The sequence below is a fragment of the Knoellia flava TL1 genome (genome assembly GCF_000768675.1).
Classification (GTDB): Bacteria; Actinomycetota; Actinomycetes; order Actinomycetales; family Dermatophilaceae; genus Knoellia; species Knoellia flava.
The window spans coordinates 1-10,907 of the sequence record NZ_AVPI01000014.1 but is presented as its reverse complement, the minus strand read 5'-3'; the positions used below and the strand labels follow the sequence as shown (position 1 = coordinate 10,907).

General features: G+C 72.4%; 10 protein-coding genes. 1 reads left to right on the top strand and 9 read right to left on the bottom strand.

The genetic code is table 11. The annotated features are described in order from the left end of the window. Positions 1-46: 46 nt before the first annotated feature. From N798_RS18055 to N798_RS06770, 9 genes are all read right to left on the bottom strand, one after another. Entirely contained in the window at positions 47-436 is a 390-nt protein-coding gene (locus N798_RS18055) for a hypothetical protein (RefSeq protein WP_156971645.1), read from the bottom strand. 172 nt (positions 437-608) lie between these two features. Then, positions 609-2,111, bottom strand: coding sequence for a CoA-acylating methylmalonate-semialdehyde dehydrogenase (locus tag N798_RS06805; RefSeq protein ID WP_035947323.1), 1,503 nt, complete (start codon positions 2,109-2,111; stop codon positions 609-611). Beyond that, positions 2,108-3,199 carry a Gfo/Idh/MocA family protein gene (locus tag N798_RS06800; RefSeq protein WP_035947322.1) on the bottom strand — a complete coding sequence of 364 codons (1,092 nt, stop codon included), beginning with the start codon at positions 3,197-3,199 and terminating at the stop codon, positions 2,108-2,110. The genes N798_RS06805 and N798_RS06800 overlap by 4 nt, the downstream gene beginning before the upstream one ends. Continuing rightward, positions 3,196-5,139, bottom strand: a complete 1,944-nt coding sequence (iolD, locus tag N798_RS06795) for a 3D-(3,5/4)-trihydroxycyclohexane-1,2-dione acylhydrolase (decyclizing) (protein ID WP_052117003.1) — start codon at positions 5,137-5,139, stop codon at positions 3,196-3,198. The genes N798_RS06800 and iolD overlap by 4 nt, the downstream gene beginning before the upstream one ends. Continuing rightward, complete coding sequence (gene iolB, locus N798_RS06790) at positions 5,132-6,040, bottom strand: 5-deoxy-glucuronate isomerase (RefSeq protein ID WP_084100201.1); 909 nt, start codon at positions 6,038-6,040, stop codon at positions 5,132-5,134. The genes iolD and iolB overlap by 8 nt, the downstream gene beginning before the upstream one ends. Further along, positions 6,037-6,915 carry a Cgl0159 family (beta/alpha)8-fold protein gene (locus N798_RS06785; RefSeq protein ID WP_035947321.1) on the bottom strand — a complete coding sequence of 293 codons (879 nt, stop codon included), beginning with the start codon at positions 6,913-6,915 and terminating at the stop codon, positions 6,037-6,039. Before N798_RS06785 ends, iolB begins: the two co-directional genes overlap by 4 nt. Continuing rightward, entirely contained in the window at positions 6,915-7,889 is a 975-nt protein-coding gene (gene iolC / locus N798_RS06780; RefSeq protein ID WP_035947320.1) for a 5-dehydro-2-deoxygluconokinase, read from the bottom strand. The genes N798_RS06785 and iolC overlap by 1 nt, the downstream gene beginning before the upstream one ends. Continuing rightward, complete coding sequence (locus tag N798_RS06775; RefSeq protein ID WP_052117002.1) at positions 7,882-8,853, bottom strand: TIM barrel protein; 972 nt, start codon at positions 8,851-8,853, stop codon at positions 7,882-7,884. The genes iolC and N798_RS06775 overlap by 8 nt, the downstream gene beginning before the upstream one ends. Before the next feature lie 58 nt (positions 8,854-8,911). Continuing rightward, the gene (locus tag N798_RS06770) at positions 8,912-9,940 is read right to left on the bottom strand and encodes a Gfo/Idh/MocA family protein (RefSeq protein WP_035947319.1); all 1,029 of its coding nucleotides are present in this window, start codon (positions 9,938-9,940) and stop codon (positions 8,912-8,914) included. A gap of 89 nt (positions 9,941-10,029) precedes the next feature. Between N798_RS06770 and N798_RS06765 the strand changes: the two genes are divergently transcribed. Continuing rightward, on the top strand, positions 10,030-10,770 hold the full coding sequence (locus N798_RS06765; protein ID WP_035947317.1) for a GntR family transcriptional regulator: 741 nt from the start codon (positions 10,030-10,032) through the stop codon (positions 10,768-10,770). Positions 10,771-10,907: the final 137 nt, after the last annotated feature.

The window sequence follows — 10,907 nt, the reverse complement described above, 5'->3', positions numbered from 1 at the left end:
TCCGTATGCCGCCCGCCCCAGGCCGTGCGCGTCGGCTCCGGCCCGGCTACTCGCCGTTGAAGATGAGCGCCTGCCTGCCGCTGGTGTCGTCGCGCCACAGCTCAGCCACATAGCCCCACTCGACGTCGGGTGCATCGCGCTTGGGGTCGTGGAGCTGGGCGCGGATGCGGTCCCGCCACACCTCGAGGCGAGCCCGACCCTCGAAGAAGGTCACGCCCGCTCCGCACTCGATGACGCCCACCTGCATCGCTGGAAGCTCGGCCAGGCACTCCTCCACTTCACTGGTCGTGAGTTTGGTGAACTCTCGGGTGTGCTCCTGCCCGGTGGGATCGAAGAGGCGCGCACCGCCCGCTGCCCAGAGGTAGCGCCCCTTGCGCGGACCGCCGCCCCGGGACACTGCAGCGCCCCTCGGCGGGGTGGAGCGGCGACGCCTCATGGACGCAGTATCACCGCCGGACGTCTCCGCCACTTGCGACTTCTTGCGGATAGCGGACGCTTTCGGTCGCCTCGAAGCTCCCAGGACGTCCGCTACTCGCAAGAAGTCGTCGGTGCGTGGGTGAAGGTGCAGCCTGGGAGCGCGAGGCGAGCGGACGGCATACGCGCGGGTGTCAGGTGTTCTGGGGGAAGCCGAGGTTGAGGCCGCCGTGGCTCGGATCGAGCCAGCGCGAGGTGACGACCTTGCCGCGGGTGAAGAAGTGCACGCCCTCCATGCCGTGCGCGTGGCTGTCGCCGAAGAGCGAGTTCTTCCAGCCGCCGAACGAGTAGTAGGCCATCGGCACGGGGATCGGCACGTTGATGCCGACCATGCCGACCTCGACCTCGTTCTGGAAGCGTCGGGCGGCGCCGCCGTCGTTGGTGAAGATCGCGGTGCCGTTGCCATAGGGGTTGGAGTTGATGAGCTCGAGACCCTCGTCATACGACTGCACGCGCAGCACCGAGAGCACCGGCCCGAAGATCTCGTCCTGGTAGACCGACATCTCCGGGGAGACCTTGTCGAAGAGCGTCGGCGCGAGGAAGAAGCCCTCGCCGTCGGCGTCGAAGTCGGCCTCGCGACCGTCGACGACGAGCTCGGCACCGGCCTCGACCCCGGCGTCGAGGTAGGACGCCACCTTGTCGCGGTGCTGCTGCGTGACGAGCGGGCCCATGTCGGTGCCGCGGGTGCCGTCGCCGGTGACGAGCTTGCCGACGCGGTCCTTGATCTTCTCGATGAGGTCGTCGGCGACCGGCTCGACGGCGAGCAGCGCGGAGATGGCCATGCAGCGCTCGCCGGCCGACCCGAACCCGGCGTTGACGGCGGCGTCGGCGGCGAGGTCGAGGTCGGCGTCCGGCAGCACGAGCATGTGGTTCTTCGCACCGCCCAGGGCCTGGACCCGCTTGCCGTGCGACGTGCCGGTCTCGTAGACGTAGCGCGCGATCGGCGTCGAGCCGACGAAGGACACGGCCTTGACGTCGGGGTGGGTGAGGAGGGCGTCAACCGCCTCCTTGTCGCCGTGGACGACGTTCATCACGCCGTCGGGGAGGCCGGCCTCGCGCCACAGGTCCGCGACGGCGACCGCGGCCGACGGGTCCTTCTCGCTCGGCTTGAGGACGACGCTGTTGCCGCACGCGATCGCCACCGGCACGAACCACAGCGGCACCATCGCCGGGAAGTTGAACGGCGAGATGACCGCGACGACGCCGAGCGACTGACGGATCGAGTAGACGTCGACCTTGGTCGAAGCGTTCTCGGTGAACCCGCCCTTGAGCAGGTGCGGGATGCCGCAGGCGAACTCGACGACCTCGAGCCCGCGGGTGACCTCGCCGAGCGCGTCGGAGAGGACCTTGCCGTGCTCGGCGGTGATGAGGGCTGCGATGTCCTCCTTGCGCTCGTTGAGCAGCTCGCGGAAGCGGAAGAGCACCTGCGTCCGCTTCGACAGCGACGAGCTGCCCCAACCGGACGCCCACGCCTCCTTCGCGGTCGCGACGACCTGCCCGACCTCGTCGGTCGTGGCCAGGTCGAGGACGCCGGTCTGCTCGCCCGTCGCCGGGTTGTAGACCGGGCTCGTGCGCCCGACCGGGCCGTCCCAGGTCCGGCCGGCGACGTGGTGGGTGATGCGGGTGGCAGTGCTCATGACGGTTCCTTCGTGCTGGATGCGTGGTGGGTCTGCGTTGTCGGTCCGGCGAGGGTGCTGGGGTCGACGAGGTCGACGGTGACGCGCTCACCCGAGGCGAGCGAGGCCATGCCCGCGGTCGAGACGGCGGTCGCGGCGTAGCCGTCCCACGCCGTTGGGCCGACCGAGGTGCCCGCGTGGACCGAGTCGACCCAGGCCTGGACCTCGAGGTCGTATGCCGTGGCGAACCTCTCGCGGTAGTCCGCCGGGACGCTGCCGCCCCACTGCCCGGCGCCGGAGGTCCCGAGCGAGGTGGAGTATGCGCCAGACGAGGGCCGGCCGATGACGACGGAGCCGCGCTCGGCGACGGCCTCGCACCGGACCTCGTAGCCGACCTGGCTGTTGACGAACACCTCGTTGGTGACGATGCCGCCGCCGGCCATCGTGAAGATCGCGACCTGCGGGTCGATGACGCCCTCGGCGGCGAGCGACGTCGGCGCCGGTGAGAGGACCTGGATGGCGACGACCTCCTCGCCGAAGAGGAAGCGGGCGACGTCGACCTCGTGGACGAGGCTGTCGCGCACGATCATCTCGGAGCGGAAGTCGGCGTTGGGGACCGAGGCGTTGCGGTGGACGTTGTGCAGCAGGAGTGTCCGGCCGAGCGAGCCGTCGGTGAGCACCGCACGCAGCCGCGCGTACTCAGGGTCGAAGCGGCGCATGAACCCGACCTGCACGAGCGACCGACCGAACCGCTCGGTCGCCTCGCGCTCCGCCCGGACGACGCGCAGCGACGACTCCGAGTCCATCGTCAGCGGCTTCTCGCAGAGCACCGGCTTGCCGGCGGCGAGGCAGGCGAGCACCTGCTCCTCGTGGACGAACCCGGGCGAGGCGAGGACGACCGCATCGACCTCGTCGGAGGTGATGAGCTCGAGGGCGTCACCGGTCGACCACACGCCGTCGTGGCGCGAGGCGAGCTCCTTGGCACGCACCTCGTCGGGGTCCGCGACGGCGACGAGCTCGGCCCGGGCGGTGCGCCGGGCGAGCCGCTCGGCGTGGTCGGCGCCCATGATCCCGACGCCGACGACGCCGACCCGCAGGGCGGGGCTCACGACCGCTCCCCCGGTGCCAGGAACGAGCGTTGGTCCTGTTTGTTCTTGTCGTACCCAGCGCGAGCCGACTGCGTCGAGGCGAGCTCGCTCACCTCGGCGACCGGCACGTCCCACCAGCTCTCGCTGTCGGGCGCGAAGACCCGCGGGTCGGTCTCGACGTGGATGACGACCGGTCCGCCGTCGCTCGGCCACGCCTTGGCGGCAGCGATCGCGTCGGCCAGCTCATCGCGGGAGTGGACCTCGATGACGTGCGCGCCGAGGCTGCGGGCGTTGGCCGCGAGGTCCACGGGCAGGACGTCCCCGTCGAGCCGGTGCGAGCCTTCGCCGCGCATCCGGTAGGCCGTGCCGAAACGCTGCGACCCCAACCCCTCCGACAGCGACCCGATGGAGTGGAAGCCGTGGTTCTGGACGAGGACGACGACGACCTTGACCCGCTCCTGGACGGCGGTGACGAGCTCGGTCGGCATCATGAGGTAGCCGCCGTCGCCGACCATCGCGAAGACGTCGCGCGTCGGGTCGGCGAGCCTGATCCCGATCGACGCGGGCACCTCGTAGCCCATGCAGGAGTAGCCGTACTCGACGTGGTAGCCCTTCCGGTCGCGCACCCGCCACAGCTTGTGCAGGTCACCGGGCATCGACCCGGCCGCGCAGAGGACGACGTCGCGCGGGTCGCTCAGCTCGTTGACGGCGCCGATGACGGACGCCTGGGTGAGCAGACCCTCCGCGAGCGCGTCGGTGACCGACGCAGGCGGCTCGTATGCCGTCGCCACGGCCTTGTCCCACCGGCGCCACAGGGTGCCCTGCCGCTTGCGGTAGGTGTCGGACACCGACCAGCCGGCCAGCTCCGCGGTGAGCGCGGTGAGCGCCTCACGGGCGTCGGCGACGACCGAGAGACCCGACTGCTTGCCCGCGTCGAAAGCGGCGACGTTGACGTTGACGAAGCGAACTCCGTTGCGCGCGAAGGCAGTCCGCGAGGCCGTCGTGAAGTCGGACCAGCGGGTTCCGACGCCGATGACGACGTCGGCGTCGGCGGCGAGCGCATTGGCCGCCGTCGTGCCGGTCGAGCCAACCGCGCCGACGAGCTGCGCGTGCCCGTGGAGCAGCGACCCCTTGCCCGCCTGCGTCTCGGCGACGGGAATCCCTGTGGCAGAGGCGAACTCGGCGAGCGCGTCCTCGGCACCCGAGTAGTGCACGCCACCACCAGCGACGACCAGCGGCTTGCGCGCCGACCGGATGACGTCGGCCGCGGCCACGACCCGCGACGGCTCGGGCACCGGCCGCGCCACGTGCCACACCCGCTCGGCGAAGAGCTCGACGGGCCAGTCGAACGCCTCGGCCTGCACGTCCTGCGGCAGCGAGATGGTCACCGCGCCGGTCTCCGCCGGGTCGGTGAGGACGCGCATCGCCGACAGCAGCGCCGACGGCAGCTGCTCCGGCCGCACCACTTCGTCGAAGAAGCGCGACAGCGGGCGGAAGGCGTCGTTGACGGTGACGTCACCGGCATACGGTGCTTCGAGCTCCTGAAGCACCGGGGCCGAGACGCGCGTCGCGAAGGTGCCCGACGGGAGCAGCAGGACCGGGATCCGGTTGATCGTCGCGAGCGCCGCCCCGGTGAGCATGTTCGTCGAGCCCGGTCCGACCGACGCCGTGCACGCCCACGTGCTCAGTCGGTCCTGCTGGCGGGCGTAGCCGACGGCCGTGTGCACCATCGCCTGCTCGTTGCGGACGAGGACGTAGGGCAGGTCAGCGCTGCGGCCGGCATCCGTCGCCGCCAGCTCCTCCTGCAGCAGCGCCTGCCCGATCCCGGCGACGTTGCCGTGCCCGAAGATGCCGAGGCACCCGGCGAAGAGCCGCTGCCGCTCGCCGTCGCGCTCGGACCACTGCTGGCCGAGGAACCGGATCGTCGCCTGCGCCACCGTGAGCCGCACGGTCTCAGTCATCTGCACTCCCGTGCGTCGTCTCGGTCCACGTCTCGCGCACCCATGCGTGCGCCGGGTCGTCGGTGATGAGCCAAGCCCGTTCGGTGCCGGGCCCGGCCATGACGTTGAGGTAGTAGAGGTCGGCGTCGGGCGCGGCCATCGCCGGTCCGTGCCACCCGTGGGGGACGAGCACGACATCGCCGGAGCGCACCTCGGCGAGCACGTCGATGGGCCGCTCGCCGGTGCCGTAGACGCGCTGGTAGCCCACCGGGTCGGTGCCGCGGGCATCGGTCGAGCGCGTCTCGAAGTAGTAGATCTCCTCGAGCTCGGACTCCACCCCGGGCCGGTCCTCGTCGTGCTTGTGCGGCGGCCACGAGCTCCAGTTGCCGGCCGGCGTGATGACCTCGCAGACAAGGATCGCGTCGGCGTCGAGCACCGGCGGGAGGCCGAACGCCCGCACCTCGCGACTCGCGTTGCCCGCGCCGCGCGCCTCGGGGACCGCCTCGTCGGGAGCGATGCGACGGGGTTCGCGGTCCGTGCTCGCGCGGGCGCCGCAGAGCGCGACCCGGGCCGGGCCGGTTCCGCTGTTGCGCACCGTGATCGTGCGCTGCCGCGGCAGGTATGCCGTGTCGCTCGGCCCCTCGAAGACGCTCGCCCGACCGTCGAGCGAGATCGGGTCGCCGCCCGACACCTCGATAGTCACCGAGCCCGACAACGGCACGACCACGAGCTCCTCGTCCCCGGTGTCGTGTTCGACGTGCCCGTTCTCCCCGAGCCAAGCCACCCGCAGGGTCGTGTGCCGCCAGCCCTCGACCGGGTTGGTCGCGGTCGGCGTGACGGCCACCTGGAACTCGCCGTCGTCGAGCGTCCCGAAGGGGCGGAACCAGCGATCGTTGTCGGCGCCATAGCCCGAGGGGCTCACGACCCACCTCCGTGCACGAGGCCAGAAGCGATGTCGACGGCCGCGGCGACGTCGCCGTCGGGCGGGTAGAGCAGGGCGCGCCCCACGACGAGACCGGAGACCGACGGGAGCGACAGCGCGTCGGACCACGCGGCATACGTGTCGTGCGGGTCCCCCTGCGGGTCGCCGCCGAGGAGCAGGGTCGGCAGCGTCGTCGCGTCCATGACCCGGGCGAGGTCGTCGACGACGGGGAGCTTGAGCCAGGTGTGGGCGCTGCTCGCGCCGAGCCCGCTCGCGATGGCGATCGAGGCGATCGTCGAGTCGGGGTCGAGGAGGTTGCGCACCCGTCCGTCCTCGACGACGGAGAGGAAGGGCTCGACCATCGCCATGAGACCGTGGGCGGCGAGGTCGGTCACCGCGGCGGCGCTGGCCTCGAGGGTCGCGGCCGTCCCGGGGTCCCCGAGGCAGATGCGGGTGAGCATCTTGCCGCCGTCGATGCCGCGGGCGGCGAGCTCGCCCGCCGTGTAGGCGGTGAACCGGTCGTCGAGCTCGAAGACCGCGCCCTGGAGTCCGCCGCGGTTCATCGACCCGATGGCCACCTTGTCGTCGAGCGCGCCCAACAGCATGAGGTCGTCGAGGACGTCGGGGGTGCCGAGCACGCCGTCGACGCCGGGGCGCGCGAGGGCGGTGACGAGCCGGTCGAGCAGGTCGCTGCGGCTGGCCATGGCGGTGGCGTCGCCGCGCACGCCGAGGGCGCCTCGCGCCGGGTGGTCGGCGGCGACGAGGAGCATCCGGCCGTCGTCGGCGACGAGCGGGCGGCGACGGCGCTCGCCCCAGGCCTTGGCGATGCGGCCGGGGTCGGTGGCGCGGACGCGGGTCAGCTCGGCGACGTCCATCAGACGCTCCCCACCGGTCGCAGGGCGTCCTCGACCTCGTCGGTCGTCGGCATGGCGGTCGAGCACTCGAGCCGTCCGGCGACGATGGCCCCGGCGACGTTGGCGAACTCGACGACCCGGCGCAGGTCCCAGCCCGAGAGCAGCCCGTGGACGAAGGCGCCACCGAAGGCGTCGCCGGCGCCGAGGCCGTTGACGACCTCGACGGGGAAGGGCGCGACCTCGACCCGCTCGTCGCGGGTGGCGGCGAGCACGCCGCGCGGCCCCTGCTTGACGACGGCGAGCTCGAGCCCACGGTCGAGCAGGGCGTCGGCGGCGCGCTGCGGGTCGGTCTCGCCGACGGCGACCTCGCACTCCTCGCGGTTGCCGATGGCGATTGTCACGTGCTCCAGGGCGCGCTCGACCTGGGCCGTGGCCTCGGCGGCGGAGTCCCAGAACATCGGCCGGTAGTCGAGGTCGAGGATCGTGTGCTCGCGCCGCCCGCGCTCCTCCCACAGCGTGAAGTGCGTTGCGCGAGAGGGCTCCTGGGAGAGTCCGGTCACCGTCGACCAGTGCACGCGGGCGTCGCGGACGTCGTCGAGGATCGCGTCGGTGGGCTCGACGAGCAGGTCCGGCGCGGTCGGGTAGCGATAGAAGGTCAGGGGAAAGTCGTCCGGCGGGTGCACCTCGCACAGCGTCACCGGCGTCGGCGGTACCCGCCCGGGCGCACCGTCGATCGCGGTGATGTGGACCGGGTCGATCCCGAGCCGCTCCGCCTCCGCGCGCACGTAGCGCCCGAACGCGTCCGGCCCCACCTTCGTCACCAGGCTCACCCGGCGGCCGTGCCGGGCGGCGGCGACGGCGACGTTGGTCGCGCTGCCACCGAGGAACTTCTGGAAGGTCGAGACGTCCTCGAGCCCGACGCCGTGCTGGAGCGGATAGATGTCGACGCCGGTGCGCCCGATCGCCACGAGGTCGTATGCCGTGCGCTCACCCATCGCTGCGCCCCGTGGTCCCGCTTGCGTCCGGCGAGGTGACGCCCTGGCCCCCAGAGTTGCGGACGCTGCGGACGAAGTCGAGAGAGGTCCGCACGTCCGCCAGCGGGTCGACCCCGGTCTGCGACGGCGGGCCGGTGAGGATGGTGTCCTGCTCGAGGACGTACCACCCGGCATACCCCGCGTCCTCGAGCGAGCCGACGATCGCGGCGACGTTGACGTCACCCTCCCCCAGCGGGACGTACATGCCTTCGGCGACCCCCTCGGTGTAGGCGAGGTCGCCGGAGCGCACGCGGTCGGCGACGTCGAGCCGGACGTCCTTGAGGTGGACGTGGCCGATGCGGTCGGGGTGGCTGCGCGCGATGGCCACGGGATCGCCGCCGCCGATGAGGAGGTGGCCGGTGTCGAGGCAGAGCCCGATCCGGGAGCCGGCGAGGACTCGCTCTGTCTCCTCGCCGGACTCGACGAGGGTGCCGACGTGCGGGTGAAGGGTCGCGGTGAGCCCGCGCGCCTCGGCGCCCGCGGTGATGAGGTCGAGGTTCTGCAGGAGCGTGTCCCACTGGGCGTCGTCGAGCTGCGGGCGGGCGTCGTAGCCCTCGACGCCGGTCGCGGCAGCGATGACGACGGTGGTCGCACCGGCGACGGTGAGTGCCTCCATCGCGGTCTCGACCTCGGGCAGCGGGTCGTGGCCGGGGTCGTGCAGGACGACGGGCACGAACTGGCCGACGGCCCTGAGCCCCGCGCCGTCGAGGACCTCGGCCTTGGCGACCGGCTCGTCGGGCAGGAACCCGTCGGGCCCGAACTCGGTCGCGACGATCCCCACCTCGCGCATCTCGCGCAGCACGGTGTCGGGGTCGAGCTGGTGGCCCCAGTTCGGGACCTCGCACACGCCCCACGAGATGGGGGCGCCGGCGATGCGCTCGGCGAGCGGGGCGCGGTCGGTGGCGGTCGGGGTCGGGGTGCTCATGCGGGGTCCCCACGAAGTATCTGGAGGAGCGAAGCGGGGGAGGAACTTCGTGGGGTGCTCATGCGGTGGCCTTCGCTCGGACGGGTGCATCGGGGATCTCGGACATGGCGACGACGCGGCGCTCGGCGCGCGACAGCTCGCACGCCTCGGCGGTGCGGAAAGCCTGGAGCGCGTCCCGGACCGTGCAGGGGCTGGGGGTGCGGCCCGCGGCGACGTCGCAGAACGCCGTGAGCTCGGCGCGGTAGGCCGCGAGGAAGCGCTCCATGAACGAGCGGTGCGGCGGCCCGGCCGGGAAGGTCACGCCCTCCTCGGCCGAGCGCAGCGCGAGCGAGTCGTCGAGACCGACGGCGATGCTGCCCGCCGACCCCATGACCTCGAGGCGGACGTCGTGGCCGCCGCCGCTGTAGCGGGTCGACGTCGCGGTGACGAGGGTGCCGTCGTCGAGGGTGAGGACCGCGGCTGCGGTGTCGACGTCGCCGGCCGCGCCGAAGAAGTCGGCACCCTTGTTCTCGCCGGTGGCATAGACGGTCGCCACCTCGTGGCCGGTGACGAACCGGACGATGTCGAAGTCGTGCACCGAGCAGTCGCGGAAGATGCCGCCGCTGGTCGGGATGTAGGCCGCGTGCGGCGGCTCCTGGTCGTGGGTGAGCGCGCGCAGGGCGTGGACCGTGCCGAGCTCGCCCGACGCGACGGCGGCCTGCGCGCGCCGGTAGCCGGCGTCGAACCGCCGCTGGAAGCCGATGTGCACGGGGGTGTCGGTCGCCTCGCTCAGCTCGGTGAGCGCGATCGTCTCGTCGAGCGTGGCAGCGACCGGCTTCTCGCAGAACGTCGGTATGCCGGCCGCGAGCGCCTGCCGCAGCAGCGCGGCGTGCGCCGTGGTCGCCGTCGTGACGACGAAGGCGTCGAGACCGGAGCCGAGGAGGGTGTCGATGTCAGGCGCGTGGCGCAGGCCCTGCTCGGTGGCGACGCGCTCGGCGAGCGAGGAGTCGAGGTCGGCGACGACCACCTCGTCGACGGCGTCGAGCCCGGAGAGGGTGCTCGCGTGGAAGGCGCCGATGCGGCCCACACCGGCCAGTCCGATCCTCATGCCGAGAACTGTTCCGCTCCGCTCGCCCTCCTGTCAACCTTTGTCCGGACATATGGTCATTTGCCCTCCGCTTCGCTAGCCTTCCACGCATGACGGCACAGCTCGTGGACGTGAGCATCGACCGGACCTCGCCGGTCCCGCTCTACCACCAGCTGTCCGAGCAGCTCTGCGCCGCGATCACCGACGGCCGCCTCCAGCCCGGCGACCCGTTCGAGAACGAGGTCGCCCTCGCACAGCGCCTCTCGCTGTCGCGGCCGACGGTGCGGCGAGCCATCCAGGAGATGGTCGACAAGGGCCTGCTCGTGCGTCGTCGCGGCCTCGGCACGACGGTCGCCAACCGCAAGGTCCACCGCCGGGTGGCGCTCAGCAGCCTCTACGACGACCTCTCCCGCGAGGGCCGGGCGCCTCGGACGAAGCTCCTCGAGCACGACACCGTCGTCGACGAGTCCGCAGCCGCAGCCCTCGACCTTCCGGCCGACACGCCACTCCTCGCCATCGTCCGCCTGAGACTCGCGGGGGACGCACCGCTCGCGGTCATGCGGAACTGGCTGCCGCCGGCATACGGCGACATCTCGCGCGACGAGCTCGAGGCGACCGGCCTGTATGCCGCGTTGCGCGCTCGCGGCGTGCACGCGGTCGTCGCGCACCAGTCGATCTCGGCGCGGATGCCCAACCCCGCCGAACGCCGGCACCTGCGGATCCGCGGCACAGCGCCCGTGCTCACGATGACGCGGATGGCCTTCGACGGCTCGGGTGCGGCGGTCGAGTACGGCGACCACATCTACCGCGCCGAGGACTACACGATCGACCTCATGGTCGACGAGCGCTGACCTCTCGCGGCCGCGGCCGGCTCAGGTCCAGCTGGGCGGGGGCGGGGGCGGCGGGGTGCCCCCGTCGGGACCTGTCGACGACGGCTGGCCCGGTGGGGGTGGCGGGGCCGACGCCCCTGGCGGTGGCGGAGGTGTCG

Bases quoted from the DNA above. Each gene is read 5' to 3' on its own strand.
- N798_RS18055 (WP_156971645.1), bottom strand. From the start codon at position 436: ATGAGGCGTCGCCGCTCCACCCCGCCGAGGGGCGCTGCAGTGTCCCGG.
- N798_RS06805 (WP_035947323.1), bottom strand. From the start codon at position 2,111: ATGAGCACTGCCACCCGCATCACCCACCACGTCGCCGGCCGGACCTGG.
- iolD (WP_052117003.1), bottom strand. From the start codon at position 5,139: ATGACTGAGACCGTGCGGCTCACGGTGGCGCAGGCGACGATCCGGTTC.
- N798_RS06785 (WP_035947321.1), bottom strand. From the start codon at position 6,915: ATGGACGTCGCCGAGCTGACCCGCGTCCGCGCCACCGACCCCGGCCGC.
- iolC (WP_035947320.1), bottom strand. From the start codon at position 7,889: ATGGGTGAGCGCACGGCATACGACCTCGTGGCGATCGGGCGCACCGGC.
- N798_RS06775 (WP_052117002.1), bottom strand. From the start codon at position 8,853: ATGAGCACCCCGACCCCGACCGCCACCGACCGCGCCCCGCTCGCCGAG.
- N798_RS06770 (WP_035947319.1), bottom strand. From the start codon at position 9,940: ATGAGGATCGGACTGGCCGGTGTGGGCCGCATCGGCGCCTTCCACGCG.
- N798_RS06765 (WP_035947317.1), top strand. From the start codon at position 10,030: ATGACGGCACAGCTCGTGGACGTGAGCATCGACCGGACCTCGCCGGTC.